The sequence below is a fragment of the Actinoplanes sp. NPDC026670 genome, from assembly GCF_040638175.1.
GTDB lineage: Bacteria > Actinomycetota > Actinomycetes > Mycobacteriales > Micromonosporaceae > Actinoplanes.
The window spans coordinates 23,559-39,420 of record NZ_JBEZXU010000045.1 but is presented as its reverse complement, the minus strand read 5'-3'; the positions used below and the strand labels follow the sequence as shown (position 1 = coordinate 39,420).

Here is a 15,862-nt window from a genome sequence, read left to right as displayed (position 1 = left end):
ACCTTCCGCCGACCCCTCAGGTAGGGCGGTCACCCCTCGACGCCACGTGCCGCGACACCGAGTCCGTTACCGACCACGACCGCCGCCACGTCCCCCGACTCGTCGGTTCGCAGCACCCGTGCCCCGCCCCGGGCGATCCGCGCGAGCAGCACCTGATTCGGATGCCCGTAGTCGTTGTCCGGCCCGACCGACACGAGCGCCACCGCCGGCCGTACCGCATCGAGAAGTGACGTCGCCTGAAGCGCGCTCCCGTGATGCGCGACCTTCAGCACGTCCGCGCGCAGCGCGGGCGCCCCGAGCACGGTGACCAGGTCCTCCTGCTCCTCGGTCTCGGCGTCGCCGAGCAGCAGCACCGCCCGCCCGCCCGAGACCGCCCGCAGGATCAGCGAGTTGTTGTTGGGATCCGAGTTGGTGCCGCGCATCGGTGTGATCGGCCCGAGAACCTCCAGGATCAACCCCCCGCTCCGGTACGCCCACCCGCGCCCCACCGACTGCACCGCGATCCCGGCCGCGGCCGCCGCTTCCTCGACGGCGGTCCGCCCACTCGCCGGTTCCGGCCAGTCCGGCCCGATCACCGCACCCACCTCACGACCGCGGAACACGCCGGCCACCCCACCGATGTGGTCGGCGTGGAAGTGGCTGACCACCAGCACCGCGACCTGCTCGACACCGAGCCGCCGCAGGCACCTGTCGACCGCGTTCGGCTCCGGTCCGGCATCGACGACCACCGCCCGTCCTGGCCCGGCGGCCAGCACCACGGCGTCGCCCTGGCCGACCTCGCACGCCACCACGAGCCAGCCCGGCGGCGGCCAGCCGGACGCGAGCAGGCGCACCGGCAGGGCGCCGAGGATCGCACCGAGGGCGATCACGGTGGCCAGCCGGCGCACCACCACCCGCCGCGCCGCCACCAGGAACATGACGGTCAGCACCGCGAGCAGCACCCCGCCGAACGCGCCGCCCGGCCACGGCAGTGCTCCGGCCGGCACCCGCGCCCCGGTGCGCGCGACCAGCACCAGCCACTCGGTCGGCCAGTGCCCGGCCCAGGCGACGAACTCGGCGCCGGCCGGCCACAACGGCGACAGCACGGCGGCCAGCACCCCGCACAGGGTGGCCGGGGCGATCGCCGGGACCGCGACCAGGTTGGCCGGCACCGCGACCAGGCTGACCGTGCCGGAGATGGCCGCGACCACCGGCCCGCAGGCGACCTGGGCGGCCGCCGGCACGGCCAGCGCCTCGGCCACCCCGGCCGGGAATCCGCGCCGGCGCAGCCCGTCCCGCCAGGCCGGGGCGATCAGCAGCAGGCCGGCCGTGGCCATCACGGACAGCGCGAACCCGGCGTCGGCGGCGAGTTCCGGGTCGGCGATCAGGAGCACCGCCGCGCCCGCCGCCAGCGCCGGAACCGCCGCCCGGCTGCGCCCGGTGGCCAGCCCGAGCAGCCCGATGGCCCCCATCGCCCCGGCCCGGATCACGCTGGGCGACGGCCGGGCCAGAATGACGAACCCGGCCAGCGCGATCGCGCACAGCACCGCACAGACCACCGGCCCGGCCCGGGCCCGCCGCACCACGAAGAGCACCACACCCAGGACAATCGCCACATTGGTACCGGAAACCGCCGTCAAATGCGTGAGCCCGGTGGTCCGGAAGTCCTCCTCCAGCGCCGGATCGAGGCGGCTCGTGTCGCCCACGACGAGGCCCGGCAGCAGCCCGCCGGAGGCGTCCGGCAGTGGCTCGCAGGCCAGCTGCAAGCCGGCCCGCAGCACGCCCGCGCCGCGCTGCGCCCAGGACGGCTTCCCGAGCAGGCGGGGTGGGGTCCGCGCCGACACGACCGCGGCTCGCAGATCACCCGGCCGCGGCGGCATGAGCCGTCCGGACGCCGCCACCCGCTGCCCGGGAAGCAGCCCCCGCCAGCCCGGATCCGCACCGAGCACCAGCGCCCGTGCCGACAGCCGGACCGGAGCGGAGTCCTCGGCGGTGACCGTCTCCAGATCGACGGCGACCAGATAGGTGGGCGGCCCCGACGACGTGGCCAGCGGCCGTGGATCGTCCCGGACGACCAGTTCCACCTGCACGGTCGCGCCCGCCCCGACCAGACCGGCCAGCGCCGGAGCCTCCCGGACCGAGACCCGGGCCGCCGTGGCGACCGCCCCGCACCCGGCCCCGAGCGCGACCGCCACCCCGATCCACCGAACCGCCCCGACCCACCACCGACCGCCGTCTCCAGTCCCGGCCAACGGCCCGGCCGGAAGACCGGCCGAAAGACCGGCCGAAAGACCAGCCGACGGACCTGCCGGAAGACCGGCCGGAAGACCGGCCGTCCGACTGGCCAGACCGGCCGACGGACCGGCCGACGGACCGGCCGACGGACCGGTCCACCGCCGCCCGACGAGCCCGCCGGCGAGACCCAGCCCGATGACGCCGACCACCAGCCCCCAGCCGGCCGACAGGTGGAGCGCGCCCAGCGCGGCCAGCCAGAGACCGACGGTGAACCCGGCCAGCCGCAGATCCGGAATCCGCCGTGACTCCGGAGACGCCCCGCCCATCAGACCGTCACCAGGTCTTTCAGCTGCTCGTAGCGGGACTCCCCGATCCCGTCGACCTTGCGGAGATCGGTGACCGCCCGGAACCCGCCCTGAGCGTCCCGGGCGTCCAGGATCCGCTGCGCGAGCACCGGCCCCACCCCGGGCAGCGTGTCCAGCTGGCCGAGAGTCGCGGTGTTGAGGTTGATCAGCCCGCCAGCCGCACCGGGAGTGCCCCCGGCGATGGCCGGACCCGGCGGCGGCGACGCCCCCACCATGATCAGCTCGCCGTCGACGACCTTCCGGGCGAGGTTGAGCGGCGCCACGTCCACCCCGGGCTGGGCGCCGCCGGCCGCCTCCAGCGCGTCCGCCACGCGGGCCCCGGCCGCGAGCCGCACCAGCCCGGGCTCACGAACCTTCCCGCCGACGGCGACGACGAGCTCACCCCCGGCGGCGGCCGAGCCGGCCGGCGCCGGCCCGGGGGTGGTGGCCGCCGGCTCGGAGACCACCTCGTCCACCTGCGGCCGCGACTTCCAGGCCAGAAACCCCGCCACGAGCACGACGACGACCGCCACCGCGGCCATCGCCCGCACTCCGGGACGCCCCGGGTCGAAGGCGTGCAGCCACTGCCGCCGCCCATCCCCGAACGCCCCCTCCCCGGTGACCCCGCCCACGGCCGAAGACTCCCGCGAACCGCCGCCGTGCCGGGCCCCGCGCCCACCGCCGGTTACCTCTAAAGGGGAGACATCGTCCTCCTCGACCGACCAGGCCGGAACGATGTCCGCCCAGTCCAGCGGCCCGTCCGCGGGCAGCTGACGGCCGGCCGCGCCCCCGTCGAGCACCGCCCGGAGCCGCGCTCCCACGACGTCACCGCTATCCTTCGCCTCTCGCACGGCCCGACCGTAGGAACTCCACCGCTCCCCCGCTCGCGGCCCTGTGGACGAACCGGTGTTGTGGACAACTCCCCGAGGACTGGGTGTGACACGAGAGCAGGCGATTTCCCGGCTACGGGCGGCGGGTTGTGTCTTCGCCGAGGACGAGGCGGACGTCCTGATCGAGGCCGCGGCGGCCGGCCCGTCGCTGGCCGGGATGGTCGAGCGCCGGGCCGCGGGCGAGCCCCTGGAACAGGTGGTCGGTCATGCCGACTTCGCCGGGGTCCGCGTCCGGCTGCGGCCTGGTGTCTTCGTGCCCCGGGTCCGCAGTGAGCTGCTGGTCCGCCTGGCCGCCGCCGAGATCCGCCCGGACGCCCTGGTGGTGGATCTGTGCTGCGGTTCCGGCGCGCTGGGCCTGGCACTGCGGAACCGGGTCCCCGGGATCACCCTGCACGCGGCCGACGTGGAGCCGGCGGCGGTGGAGTGCGCCGTCGGCAACCTGACCACGAACGTCCACCAGGGCGACCTGTTCGATGCCCTCCCGGAGAGGTTGCGCGGCCGGATCGACCTGCTCCTGGCCAACGTCCCGTACGTGGCGACCGGCCACCTCCCGTTCCTCCCGGCCGAGGCCCGCGACCACGAGCCCCGCACCGCGCTGGACGGCGGCGACGACGGCCTGACCGTGTTCCGGGCGGTCGCCGCCGGCGCCCGGGAGTGGCTGGCCCCCGGCGGCCTGCTGATCTCCGAGATCACCGAGGCACAGACCCCGATCGCGTCGACGATCGCCGATGGGAACGGATTGACGGCCACCGTCGCCACCGACGATGATCTCGACGCCCGCGCGATCCTGGCGCGCCGCCCCCGATGACCCCTGACGAGAATCCCCGAGGACCCCGTGGGCCTGCTGCGTAGGATCGCCCGCGCCCGCCTGGCCGGGCGGATGCTCAGGCGCCTGCGGCGGGCCGGTGTCCGGGATGCCCGCTATCACGCGAAGCGCTTCGAGATCAGGTTCACCGTGCCGGGCGAGGACGAGCCCACCATCGTCCCGCTGGCGCCCCTGCTGGGCCGCCGCAGAGCCGTGAACGACCTGGTCACCGAGCTGCTGCGGGTGCCGCCCGGCTGGGATGAGGCGGCCCCGATGCTCCGCCCGGTGCTGCGCGGCGCGGCACCAGGCGCTCCGATCCGCCGCCCGGTTCTGCCGTTCCTGTCGGAGTTCGCGGTGATCGACCAGCCGGACACCATGACCTACGTCACCGAGGCCCAGGTCACCGCATGGAAGCGGCCGGTCGACGAGATCTTCACGACCGCCCGGTCGAACCTGACCGGCGCGGTTCTGCACGGTTCGGCCGGCGGCCCGACGATCGTGCGGTTCGTCGACGACGGCAACGCCTACTGGACGTCCCACCTGCTGCTGCCCGGCTGGCTGGCACGTCTCGCCGGCCAGGTGGGCGGGGTCCCGATAGCGTTCGCCCCGGAACGCGGAACCCTCCTGGTCACCGCCGACGACACCGCCCTGCTGGCGGCGTTGTTCGCCGAGGCCGAGACGATCTTCGTGACCGCGCCGCATCCGCTGACCCCGATGGCCTACCGCAGCGACGCCGACGGCTGCACGATCCCCTACACAGCCACCGAGGGCCATCCGCTGCACCAGACGGTCCGCCGGGCCGAACGCCTGCTGGCCATGCACGAATACCACCAGCAGCCGCCGGACCCGTCCCTGCCGTCCGCGGAGCTCCACCTGCTCGGCAACACCACCGAGGGCTGGCGGACCAGGGCCGTCTGGCCGAAGGACACCCCGACCCTGCTCCCGGAGGCCGACGAGGTCCAGGCCGGCCCGGTCACCATCGCCTGGCACGACCTGACCCCACACCTGACCCCCACCGATCACGTTCCGTCCCGGTGGCTGGCGACGTCCTGGCCGCATTGAGACCCCTATTCGGTACGGCCACGAAGAGCACCGTGGCTACCCCGCGAGGTGGCTGCCCGCTCCCGGCCGCCGGCGCGACCGCCGGGCTGATCGGCCGGTACCGGCAAGATCAAGATCAGCCGGCGCTCAGCGCTGCCTCAAGCCGCCGAACACAGCGCTGAGCGCCAGCCGAACCCGAGACGCACGCACGCCCGACCCGAGACCCGCGGACGCCGGCCCCGCGGGCGCACTCACGGGGCACCCGGGATGCGGTCGGGGACGGCGCTTACTCCGTACCGAATCAGCGTTTGTGAACGACGACCCCGGCCAGACCCGGACCGGTATGTGCCGCGACCACCGCGCCCACCTCGGTGAGGTAACAATCGCGCAAGCGATTGCCGAGTCGCGCGCTCAGATCGTCGACCAGCGCGGACGCCCGGTCCGGTGTGCCCAGGTGATGGACCGCGACGTCCGCCTCGCCGTCCCCGGCGGCCTCGACCGCGAGATCGACGAGCCGGGTGAGGGCCCGCCCGGCCGTGCGGACCTTGTCGCGGACGACGACCGCGCCGTCCTGGACGTGCAGGATCGGCTTGACCGACAGGGCCGTCCCGAGCAGCGCCTCAGCCGCGCCGATGCGCCCGCCCCGGCGCAGGAACTCGAGCGTGTCGACGTAGAAGAGGGTGGTCACCGCGGCGGCGTGCTCGACCGCGGCGCGGGTGACGGTGTCCAGGTCGTGGCCCCGGCGGGCGGACGCCGCGGCGGCCAGCGCGGGGAACCCGAGGCCCATCGCGGCGGTCCCGCTGTCGACCACCCGGACCTGGGGGCCGACCTCGGCCGCGGCGAGCTGGGCGGCCTCGTAGGTGCCGGACAGCTTGGCCGACAGATGAACCGAGACGACACCGTCGGCGCCCGCCGCGAGCAGGCGACGGTACTCGTCGGCGAACTGGGAGGGCGCGGGCCGTGAGGTGCTGACGGCGGCCCGGCGCGCGGTGAGCGCCCGGGCCACCTCGGCCGGGGCGACCTCGAGGCCCTCCAGCCCGGCCCAGCCGTTGATCACGACGGTGAGCGGCACGATGGTCAGCTCATACGTGCCGTTCAGCTCGGCCGGCAGGTACGCGGTGGAGTCGGTGACGACCGCGATGGTCATGCAGGCAAGGTACTTGATTCAGATGTACGTCAGCTGGCGGCCACCGAGGAGACCACGAACGGCTGGCCCTGCATGCACGTGGTCATCAGCCCCGGCTCGGACTTTCCGACCACTGTCACCTCAGCCCCGGGCTGGAGCGCGGACTTCAGCTTGACGTCCTCGGTGATCAGCAGATGGTCGCCGGTGCCGTCCTTGAGGAGCAGGCAGTTCGGCTCGACACCGGCGGACACGGTGCCGGTGAGGGTGGTCTCGCCGGGGGCGGCGGAGACCGTGGGGGCGGAGACCGTGGGGGCGGCCGGGGACGCGACGGCGGACTCGGGAATCGCGCCGCCGGCGTCGATGGGGGTCTGGGTGTTGTTCGCGCAGCCGGCGGAGAGCGCCAGAAGCAGCGCGGCGGGGACGACGGTTCTACGGATCAGCATGATGTTCTGACGTTACCGGACATATCCGGGTTCCCTACACCGGCGGGGGGACCGGGCGCTCGGCCAGGACCCCGACGTTGTACGCCGACATCTGCCAGCCACGGGACTCGTCGTGGGTGAGCTCCACCCAGTGACAGTTCTGCAGCGCGCGCAGGGTGCGCAACTGCTCGCGCCCCCAGCCGAGCAGGTGGCCGACACCCGACCGGGCCGCGGCGCCGTGGGTGGCGACGACGACGGTGCCGCCCGGCGGGGCCAGGCGGGCCGCGTCCTGCAGGGCGTCGCAGACCCGCTTGCCCAGGTCTTCCAGGGTCTCGACACCGCCGCCGATGACGTCCGCCCCGGCTGTCCAGCGGGCGTGCTCCTCGGGGCGCTCGGCGGCGACCTCGGCCATGGTGTGGCCCTGCCACTCGCCGAAGTGCCGCTCGCGGAGCCGCTCGTCGGTGCCGACCGGCAGCCCGGTCAGCGCGGCGAGAGCGGCCGCGGTGTCGGCGGCCCGGCTCAGATCGCTGGCGACGATCGCGGCCGGGCGGAGGCGGACGAGCAGCTCGGCCGCGTCGACGGCCTGCCGGCGGCCGAGGTCGTTGAGCGGCACGTCGGTCTGCCCCTGCACGCGGGAGGCGGCGTTCCAGTCGGTGTTGCCGTGCCGCCAGACGATGAGGCGCGTCACGGCGCCTCGGCGCCGGCCTCGGCCAGATCGCGGTCGACGAACGGGATGATCGGGCAGTCCTTCCACAGCTTGTCGAGGGCGTAGAACTCGCGCTCCTCGTCGTGCTGGACGTGCACCACGATGTCGACGAAGTCGAGGAGCACCCAGCGGCCCTGCTGGTGGCCCTCACGGCGCTCCGGCTTGGCTTTCTCGGGGAGGTTGAGCAGCGCCTCCTCGATGGCGTCGACGACGGACATGACCTGGCGCTCGTTGGAGGCCGAGACGACGACGAAGGCGTCGGTGATGTAGAGCTGCTCGCCGACGTCGATGATGGAGATGTCGTGCGCCTTCTTGTCGGCGGCGGCCTGAGCGGCCGTCAGAGCAAGTTCGAGAGCGCGTTCGGTGACGGGCAAAAGAGGGTCCCCTCGGTCGGGTTACAGGACATCAAGCGTCTCACACCGGCCCGGCAATACCCGAGTCCCGATACAGGCCCCGCTTGTTGATGTACTGCACGACACCGTCCGGTACCAAGTACCAGACCGGAAGACCGGCGGCCACCCGTTTTCGGCAGTCGCTCGAGGATATGGCCATGGCCGGAACCTCGACGAGGGTCACGCTGTCGGCCGGCAGATGCTCGTTGCTGAGCTCGAAACCGGGCCGGGTGACGCCGATGAAGTGGGCCAGGCCGAGCATCGTCATGGCGTCCTTCCACGACATGATGCGGGCCAGCGCGTCCGCCCCGGTGATGAAGTAGAGCTCGGCCGACTGCCCGTAGACGGCACGCATGTCACGCAGCGTGTCGACGGTGTAGGTGGGGCCGTCCCGGTCCATGTCGGCGCGGCTCACGTGGAACCTCGGGTTCGAGGCGGTGGCGACGACCGTCATCAGGTAGCGGTCCTCGGCGGGTGAGACGCGGCCCTTCTCGTACGGCTGGCCGGTCGGGACGAACATCACCTCGTCCAGATCGAAGCGGGCCTGCACCTCGCTCGCCGCGACCAGGTGACCGTGATGGATGGGGTCGAACGTCCCACCCATGATCCCTACACGCTTACCGGACATTCGAGAAGAATAATCGGCGCGAAGATCAACCGTCGAGACGGCGGCGAACCGCGGTGAGCAGGTCGCCCGCGGTGAACGGCTTCTCCAACAGGGCCACTCCGGGATCCAGGGTGCCCTGGGAGGCGAGGACCGGCTGGGCGTAGCCGGACATGTAGAGCACCCGCGTCCCCGGGCGGGCCACCACCAGCCGCTCGGCCAGCTCCTTGCCCAGCATCCCGGGCATCACCACATCGCTGACCAGCAGGTCGATGTCACCGTCGTGGCGGGCGGCCAGTTCCAGCGCCTGCGCCCCGCCGTCGGCCAGCAGCACCCGGTAGCCGGCCCCGGTGAGGATCCGGCCGGCCACGTCACGCAGCGCGTCCTCGTCCTCGGCGACCAGCAGGGTCTCGCCGCGTCCCACGGTTCCGGCCGGTTCGCCGACGGCGTCCGGATCGCTCGGCGCGGTCCCGGCCGGCAGCAGCACGGTGATCGTGGTGCCGAGCCCGACCTCGCTGCTCAGGGTGACCTCGCCGCCGGCCTGGGTGACGATGCCGTAGACGGTGGCCAGGCCCAGTCCGGTCCCCTCGCCGCTGCCCTTGGTGGTGTAGAACGGCTCGAACGCCCGCTCGGCCACCTCGGCGGTCATGCCCCGGCCGGAGTCACAGACCCGCAGCCGGACCCGGGAGTCGAGCAGCCCGGTGTCGATCACCAGCTGGCCACCGGACGGCATCGCGTCGCGGGCGTTCAGGGCCAGGTTGACCAGCATCTGCTCGATCTGGTTGGGGTCGCAGGTGACCGTCGGCAGGTCCGGGCCGGGCCGCAGGATCAGGCTGATGTGCTCGCCGAGAGTGCGGCGCAGCAGCTCCTGGGCGCCGGTGATCAGCGTGTTCAGGTCGACCGGCTGGGGGCGGACCACCTCGCGCCGGGCGAAGGCGAGCAGCTGGTGGGTGAGGTCGGTGCCGCGTTTGCCGGCCCGCACCACCTGCTTGGCGTCGGAGGCGATCATCGCGATGTCCGGCTGGTCGGCCTCCGCCTCCTCGATGACGAAGTTCGCGTAGTTGAGGATCACCCCGAGCATGTTGTTGAAGTCGTGGGCGATGCCGCCGGCCAGTTGCCCGAGACTCTCCAGGCGCTGGTCACGGTGGGCCTGGGCCTCGGCCCGGAGCCGTTCCTTCTCCTCCTCGGCCTGCACCCGCTCGGTGATGTCGCGGACCACGGCGACGGCCACCCGGCCCCGGTCGGTCTCGACCAGGGCGGTGGACGACTCGCACGGGAACTCGGTGCCGTCCCGGCGGCGGGCGGTGGTGACGATCCGGCCGATCGAACCGGACTCGGCCTCGGCGATCAGCCGCCGGCGCTCCGGCATGAGGGCCCGGGAGGCGTCGGTGAGCAGGACCTCCACGGGCTGTCCGACGAGTTCGGCGGTGGGCCAGCCGTACATCTGCCCGGCCCGGTCGTTGGCCAGCACGATCAGGCCACTGTCCAGGACCAGGATCGCGTCCGGCGCGGCCTGCAGCAGACCGCTGGACAGCTCCTCGGACCACTCCACGCATCCACCCCCGTAGCCACAGGCTACGAGGAGCGTGCGGGCACGGGGGTGGAGTCGGGCGAATCGGGTCAGCCGCGCGTGAGCAGCGCCCGGCGCATGTCGTCGTCGGCGTCCTGGATCACCCGGTGCAGGATCTGGTTGAGGCCGGGGGCGGCCAGCAGCCCGGCGGCGAACTGCCTGGTCCGCTCGGCGACGGCCACCGACGGGTAGGCCATCGTGGCGATGTGCTCGGCGCTCATCCCGCCCCGGATCCGCATCATCTCCGGCATGTCGGCGAAGTAGCGCTTCACATACGGCTCCAGCAGGTCCAGCTGTTCGGGCTGCCAGAAGCCGGCCGCGGTGCGCTCGGCCAGCCGGTTGGACAGCGTCGCGTCGCCGACGATCGCGGCCCAGGCGGCCTCCTTGGCGTCGGCGTCCGGGAGGGCGGCCCGGCAGGTGGCGGCCCACTGCTCGCCGGAGGCGCTGCGGTCGGAGTCCAGTTCGGCGTCGATCTCGGCGGCGCCGGCCGCGCCCAGCACGGACAGCCGGTAGAGGATCAGCCAGCGCAGGTCGGCGTCGACGGCCAGGCCGTCCGGCACGTTCTCGCCGGCCAGCCAGCCGCGTAGCCGGGCGGTGTCGACGGTGGCGCTGATCAGCCCGCGGGCGGCGGCGAGCTGCCGGGAGTCGCCGGGGCCGGTGACCGCGAGCAGCCGGTCGGCGGCCTGGGCGAGCAGTTCCAGCCCGGCCGGGCGGGTGGCCGGGCCGGAGTACCTGTCGACCAGCCCACGGGCGGCCCGCAGCACGTCCTCGACGACCACCACCTCGCTCTCCACCGGCAGCGCGGCGAGGACCAGGGTGACCAGCTCGGCGACCGGGCGCTCGCCGTCGACCACGGCGTCCAGCGTGGCGGCCCAGATCACCGCGCGGGCCAGCGGGTCGCCCAGGCGGGGCAGCAGTTGCGGCACGGCGGCGGCCGAGTCGTCGTCGAGACGGATCTTGGCGTACGTCAGGTCGCCGTCGTTGAGCAGCAGCAGGTCGGCGGCGGGTTTCCCGGCGAGGCCGACCAGCACGGTACGCCCGGACGCGTCCACCTCCACGTCGAGGTGTTCCCGCAGCACCACGCCACCGTCCGGCGCCCGGTCGTAGAGGCCCACGCCGATCCGGTGCGGCCGCAGGGTGGGGTATCCGTCCGGGGCGGTCTGCACCACGGCCACCTCGGCGTAGTCCGCGCCGTCCCGGGTGATCTCGGCGCGCAGCGTGTTGACCTGGGCGTGGCGCAGCCAGACGTCGGCCCAGCCGGACAGGTCGCGGCCGCTCGACCCGGACAGGGCGCCGAGCAGGTCGGCGAGGGTGGCGTTGCCGTAGGCGTGCGTCTCGAAGTGGGCGTTCAGCCCGGTCAGGAACGCCTCGTCGCCGAGCCAGGCGACCAGTTGCTTGAGGACGGCGGCGCCCTTGGCGTACGAGATGCCGTCGAAGTTGAGAAGTGCCTGCTCGGTGTCGTTCACCTCGGACGGCGCGACCGGGTGGGTGGAGGGCCGCTGGTCGGCGCGCAGCCCCCAGGCCTTGCGCTGCATCGCGAACGTGGTCCACGCGTCGGCGAAGCGGGTGGCCTCGGCGGTGACCCGGGAGCCCAGGTACTCGGCGAACGACTCGTTCAGCCACAGGTCGTCCCACCAGGCCATGGTGACCAGGTCGCCGAACCACATGTGGGCCATCTCGTGGGCGATGATGTTGGCCCGGCGCTCCCGGTCGGCGTCGGTGACCGCCGAGCGCGGGATCAGCTCGTCCCGGAAGACGACGATGCCCGGGTACTCCATGGCGCCGAAGTTGAACTCGGGCGCGAACGCCTGCTGGTAGTGCCCGAACGGGTAGCGGATCCGGAACATCTCGTGGAACCGGTCCAGCGACTGCCGGGTCAGCTCGAAGATCTCCGCCGCCTGCTCGTCCAGGTGGGTGGCGAGCGCGGCCCGGGCGTACAGCGCCAGCGGGATGCCGTCGTGCTCGCTGGTGACCGCGTGGTACGGCCCGGCGATCAGCGAGGCCAGGTAGGTGGAGATGCGCTTCGTGGGCGCGAACTCCCACCGGCCGCCGTCCCGGGAGACCAGCTCGCCGTTGGTCGCGACCAGCCACTCCGCGGGCGCGGTGACGCTGACCCGGAAGACCGCTTTCAGGTCGGGCTGGTCGAAGCTGGGCAGCACCCGCCCGGCGTTGTTGATGAACAGGTGCTGGTAGAGGTACGTGTTGCCGTCACCCGGGTCGGTGTAGCGGTGCAGGCCCTCGCCGTCGTTCGAATACCGCATCAGAGCATCGACGACCAGCGTGTTCGCCTCGGCCAGGCCGGTCAGCTCCAGCCGGGCACCGGTGGCGGCGGCCGGGTCGAGCGGCGAGCCGTTCAGCGTCATCGAGGCGACCTCGGCCGGCTCGAACTCGAGGAAGGTGGCGGCGCCGGCCCGGGCGTGGAAACGCACTGTGACACGGGAGCGGAAGGTGTCGCCGGAACCGGTCAGGTCCAGGTCGACATGGTATTCCTCGACGTCGACGAGTGATGCTCGTTCGACCGCCTCGGCACGGGTCAGGGTCGGCATGACGACAATCATGCCGTTACAGGTGCGCAGCCCGCTCGACGGGCAGGCTAGTCTTCAGTGCATGCGCGTCTCTCGTAGCGAGTGGTGGCTGCCCTGACGGGGCGGCACACCCACACGCGCGTTCATCATTCCGCGGCCGCCCTCACCGGGCGGCCGTTTTCGTGATCCTGGTCTCCCGGAGCGGACGGTCACCCGTACCTGCAAAAGGAGATCGACATGACAGCGACCCGCCGCCTGACCGGCTTCAAGCCCACCGGCCACCTGCATCTCGGCAATCTGCTGGGCGCTCTGCGCCCGCTGCTCGCGGTGCAGGGACACACCGATTCCATCGCGCTCATCGCGGACCTGCATGCGATGACCGTCGAGCACGACCCCGAGCGGGTACGCGCCCTCACGCTCGAACAGGCGACGGTGATGCTGGCCGCCGGCGTCGATCCGGAACGCACCCCGATCGTCGTGCAGTCGCACGTGCCCGAGCACACCGAGCTGCACTACCTGCTGGAGTGTGTGACCGGGTTCGGTGAGGCAGCCCGCATGATCCAGTTCAAGGAGAAGTCGGCCGGCGGCGGTCACGTCCGGTTGAGCCTGCTCACCTACCCGGTGCTGATGGCCGCCGACATCCTGCTGCACGACACGCTCCAGGTGCCCGTCGGTGAGGACCAGAACCAGCATCTGGAGCTCGCCCGCACCCTCGCGACCAGGTTCAACAGCCGTTACGGGCCGACCTTCACGGTGCCCGAGGGAGTGCGCCCGGAGGCCGCCGCCCGGGTGATGGATCTCGCCGACCCGACCACCAAGATGGGCAAGAGCACCGGAACCGGGCGGATCGGGCTGCTCGACCCGCCCGAAGTGGTGCGCCGCACGATCGCGCGGGCGGTCACCGACGAGATCGGCGTGGTCCGCCGGGACCCGGAGAACCAGCCCGGCGTCACCAACCTGATCGGCATCCTGGCCGCCTGCGCGGGCCGGCCGCCGGCCGACCAGCACTCCTACGGAAAGCTGAAACGCGAGGTCACCGACGCGGTAGAGGCGCTTCTGGTGCCCATCCGGGCGCGGCACGCCGAGCTGGCCGACGACCCGGCACACGTTCGGAAGATCTTGGCGGAGGGCGCCGCGCGGGTCCGGCCACGAGCCTCCGAGACGGTACGCCGTACGCGTACCGCCCTGGGCCTACTGGACTAACGCCGGCAGCCGCTTCTCGAACCGCACCCGGCCGCGGGCGATCGGCTCGACCTGCCGGTACCCGGACGACTGGTAGAGGGCGATCGCCGCGGCCAGCCCGGACTCCAGCTCCACCCGGAGCAGGGGCCGGTCGGCGGCGAGCGCCTCCTCCTCGATCGCCACGATCATCTGGCGGGCCAGGCCGCGGCCGCGGAAGGCCGGGCGCACGTACATCCGCCGCAGCTCGGCCGCGCCCGGCCCGAGCGCCTGCCAGGCGCCACACGCCACACCCCGGCCGTTCACCACACCGACCAGATACTCGACGTCATCGTCCGGTTCGAATATCCGCCCCGCCGAGGCGCCGGACTCGGCCAGTTCGCGCTGCTGAGCAGTGACGAGGGCGGCGAGTTCCGGGTCCAGGGAGGGGCGGATTTCGATCAGCACGGACGTGACTCTAGGTGACGACCGTTTCCGGCGGGTTGCGCTGATCTGGCCGGATGCCTATTCGTCGGTGTCGCCCTCGATGTCATCCTCGTCACTCACCAGCACGGGGAGCTTCGAGTTGGTGACCGTGCTGATCGTGCCGTCGGCCGCCATGTGGACCATCTCGTCCTCGTTACGGACACGCCGGGCCTTGCGGGCCGCGAGCCGCTGCGCCGCCGAGGGACGGGTGTCCAGCTCCTCGAGACGGGAGTCGGTGCCGCGGGGGCCGGAGACGTACTCGCCGGCGTTCGGGTGCCAGTCGAACTCCCGGGCGCCGATCCGCACCGGGTCGCCGGCCTGCGCGCCCTTCTTGCCGAGCTCGGCCTCGACGCCGATCCGCTCGAGGCGGTCACCGAGGTAACCGACGGCTTCGTCGTTGTCGAAGTTGGTCTGCTTGATCCAGCGCTCCACCTGGGTGCCACGGATCACGAAGACGCCGTCCTCGTCCTGCTCGATCGTGAAGCCGGTGTCGTCGACCGCGCGCGGGCGGATCACGATCCGGGTGGCCTCCTCGACCGGCTTGGCCGCACGGTACTCGGCGACCAGCTTGGCCAGGGCGAACCCGAACTCACGCAGGCCCTCCCGGGTCATCGCGCTGACCTCGAACACCTGGAAGCCACGGGCCTCCAGGTCGGGGCGGACCATCTCGGCCAGGTCGCGGCCGTCCGGGATGTCGACCTTGTTCAGCACCACGATCCGGGGCCGGTCCTCCAGGCCGCCGTACGCGGACAGCTCGGCCTCGATCGCGTCCAGGTCGGCCAGCGGGTCACGCTCGATCTCCGGCGCGGCCGCGTCCAGCACGTGCACCAGCACCGAGGTCCGCTCGATGTGCCGCAGGAACTGCATGCCCAGGCCCTTGCCGGTGGCCGCGCCGGGGATCAGGCCCGGCACGTCGGCGATGGTGTAGGTCTGCTCGCCGGCCTGCACCACACCGAGGTTGGGCACCAGCGTGGTGAACGGGTAGTCGGCGATCTTCGGCTTGGCCGCGGACATCACCGAGATCAGCGACGACTTGCCCGCCGACGGGAAGCCCACCAGGCCGACGTCGGCGACGCTCTTCAGCTCCAGCACCACGTCCAGCTGGTCGCCGGGCTCACCCAGCTCGGCGAAACCGGGAACCTTGCGGCGGGCGTTCGCCAGCGACGCGTTGCCCCGGCCGCCACGGCCGCCCCGGGCCACGGTGAACTCGGTGCCGGCCCCGACCATGTCGGCCAGCACCTCGCCGTCCTCGGTCTGCACGACCGTGCCGTCCGGCACCTTGAGGACCAGGTCACGGCCGGTCGCGCCGTCCCGGTTCGAGCCGGCGCCGCCACCACCGTTGTTGGCCTTGATGTGCGGGTGGAAGTGGAAGTCCAGCAGGGTGTGCTGCTGCGGGTCCACCACCAGGGTGATGCTTCCGCCGTGCCCGCCGTTGCCGCCGTCCGGCCCGCCGAGCGGCTTGAACTTCTCCCGGTGCACGGAGGCACAGCCGTGGCCGCCGTCACCCGCCTGCAGGTGCAGCACTACCCGGTCGACGAACGTGGTCACTTGCGACTCCTACTGCTTGCCGAGAAAAACG

At 72.7% G+C, this 15,862-nt stretch carries 14 protein-coding genes; 3 read left to right on the top strand and 11 right to left on the bottom strand.

Translation table 11 applies throughout. The annotated features are described in order from the left end of the window. Positions 1–29: 29 nt before the first annotated feature. Entirely contained in the window at positions 30–2,540 is a 2,511-nt protein-coding gene (locus tag AB0E94_RS34755; RefSeq protein ID WP_360335295.1) for a ComEC/Rec2 family competence protein, read from the bottom strand. Beyond that, a complete protein-coding gene (locus AB0E94_RS34750; protein ID WP_360335293.1) occupies positions 2,540–3,379 on the bottom strand; it encodes a ComEA family DNA-binding protein in 840 nt (279 codons plus the stop codon). Before AB0E94_RS34750 ends, AB0E94_RS34755 begins: the two co-directional genes overlap by 1 nt. A gap of 115 nt (positions 3,380–3,494) precedes the next feature. Here AB0E94_RS34750 and AB0E94_RS34745 point away from each other — a divergent pair, with 115 nt between their 5' ends. Then, on the top strand, positions 3,495–4,256 hold the full coding sequence (locus AB0E94_RS34745; RefSeq protein WP_360335291.1) for a putative protein N(5)-glutamine methyltransferase: 762 nt from the start codon (positions 3,495–3,497) through the stop codon (positions 4,254–4,256). 27 nt (positions 4,257–4,283) lie between these two features. Beyond that, on the top strand, positions 4,284–5,315 hold the full coding sequence (locus AB0E94_RS34740; RefSeq protein WP_360335289.1) for a hypothetical protein: 1,032 nt from the start codon (positions 4,284–4,286) through the stop codon (positions 5,313–5,315). Positions 5,316–5,595: 280 nt separating this feature from the next. Here the strand turns inward: AB0E94_RS34740 and AB0E94_RS34735 are convergent, their stop codons facing one another. The 7 genes from AB0E94_RS34735 to pepN all read right to left on the bottom strand — a co-directional run bounded on the left by AB0E94_RS34735 (position 5,596) and on the right by pepN (position 12,660). Continuing rightward, the gene (locus tag AB0E94_RS34735; protein WP_360335287.1) at positions 5,596–6,441 is read right to left on the bottom strand and encodes a DegV family protein; all 846 of its coding nucleotides are present in this window, start codon (positions 6,439–6,441) and stop codon (positions 5,596–5,598) included. A 29-nt stretch (positions 6,442–6,470) separates the two neighbouring features. Continuing rightward, positions 6,471–6,863: a hypothetical protein gene (locus AB0E94_RS34730; protein ID WP_360335285.1), complete on the bottom strand. Its 393-nt coding sequence runs from the start codon at positions 6,861–6,863 to the stop codon at positions 6,471–6,473. Positions 6,864–6,897: 34 nt separating this feature from the next. Further along, on the bottom strand, positions 6,898–7,530 hold the full coding sequence (locus AB0E94_RS34725; RefSeq protein ID WP_360335283.1) for a histidine phosphatase family protein: 633 nt from the start codon (positions 7,528–7,530) through the stop codon (positions 6,898–6,900). Further along, positions 7,527–7,922, bottom strand: coding sequence for a ribosome silencing factor (rsfS, locus tag AB0E94_RS34720; RefSeq protein WP_360335281.1), 396 nt, complete (start codon positions 7,920–7,922; stop codon positions 7,527–7,529). Before rsfS ends, AB0E94_RS34725 begins: the two co-directional genes overlap by 4 nt. Positions 7,923–7,962: 40 nt before the next feature. Then, entirely contained in the window at positions 7,963–8,568 is a 606-nt protein-coding gene (nadD, locus tag AB0E94_RS34715; RefSeq protein ID WP_360335279.1) for a nicotinate-nucleotide adenylyltransferase, read from the bottom strand. Between the two features lie 25 nt (positions 8,569–8,593). Further along, on the bottom strand, positions 8,594–10,096 hold the full coding sequence (locus AB0E94_RS34710) for an ATP-binding protein (RefSeq protein ID WP_360335277.1): 1,503 nt from the start codon (positions 10,094–10,096) through the stop codon (positions 8,594–8,596). A gap of 68 nt (positions 10,097–10,164) precedes the next feature. Further along, the gene (gene pepN, locus AB0E94_RS34705; RefSeq protein WP_360335275.1) at positions 10,165–12,660 is read right to left on the bottom strand and encodes an aminopeptidase N; all 2,496 of its coding nucleotides are present in this window, start codon (positions 12,658–12,660) and stop codon (positions 10,165–10,167) included. Positions 12,661–12,876: 216 nt separating this feature from the next. On the opposite strand from pepN, the gene trpS reads away from it, so the two are divergent. Continuing rightward, positions 12,877–13,842, top strand: a complete 966-nt coding sequence (gene trpS, locus AB0E94_RS34700; RefSeq protein ID WP_360335273.1) for a tryptophan--tRNA ligase — start codon at positions 12,877–12,879, stop codon at positions 13,840–13,842. On the opposite strand, the gene AB0E94_RS34695 is transcribed toward trpS, so the two are convergent. Further along, complete coding sequence (locus tag AB0E94_RS34695; protein ID WP_360335271.1) at positions 13,831–14,265, bottom strand: GNAT family N-acetyltransferase; 435 nt, start codon at positions 14,263–14,265, stop codon at positions 13,831–13,833. The two genes, trpS and AB0E94_RS34695, sit on opposite strands and share 12 nt — an antisense overlap. 57 nt (positions 14,266–14,322) lie before the next feature. Next, positions 14,323–15,831: a GTPase ObgE gene (gene obgE / locus AB0E94_RS34690; protein WP_360335269.1), complete on the bottom strand. Its 1,509-nt coding sequence runs from the start codon at positions 15,829–15,831 to the stop codon at positions 14,323–14,325. Positions 15,832–15,862 lie beyond the last annotated feature (31 nt).

Excerpts from the sequence above, each read along its gene's own strand:
- AB0E94_RS34755 (WP_360335295.1), bottom strand. The coding sequence starts at position 2,540 with ATGGGCGGGGCGTCTCCGGAGTCACGGCGGATTCCGGATCTGCGGCTG.
- AB0E94_RS34735 (WP_360335287.1), bottom strand. The coding sequence starts at position 6,441 with ATGACCATCGCGGTCGTCACCGACTCCACCGCGTACCTGCCGGCCGAG.
- AB0E94_RS34730 (WP_360335285.1), bottom strand. The coding sequence starts at position 6,863 with ATGCTGATCCGTAGAACCGTCGTCCCCGCCGCGCTGCTTCTGGCGCTC.
- nadD (WP_360335279.1), bottom strand. The coding sequence starts at position 8,568 with ATGTCCGGTAAGCGTGTAGGGATCATGGGTGGGACGTTCGACCCCATC.
- pepN (WP_360335275.1), bottom strand. The coding sequence starts at position 12,660 with ATGCCGACCCTGACCCGTGCCGAGGCGGTCGAACGAGCATCACTCGTC.
- trpS (WP_360335273.1), top strand. The coding sequence starts at position 12,877 with ATGACAGCGACCCGCCGCCTGACCGGCTTCAAGCCCACCGGCCACCTG.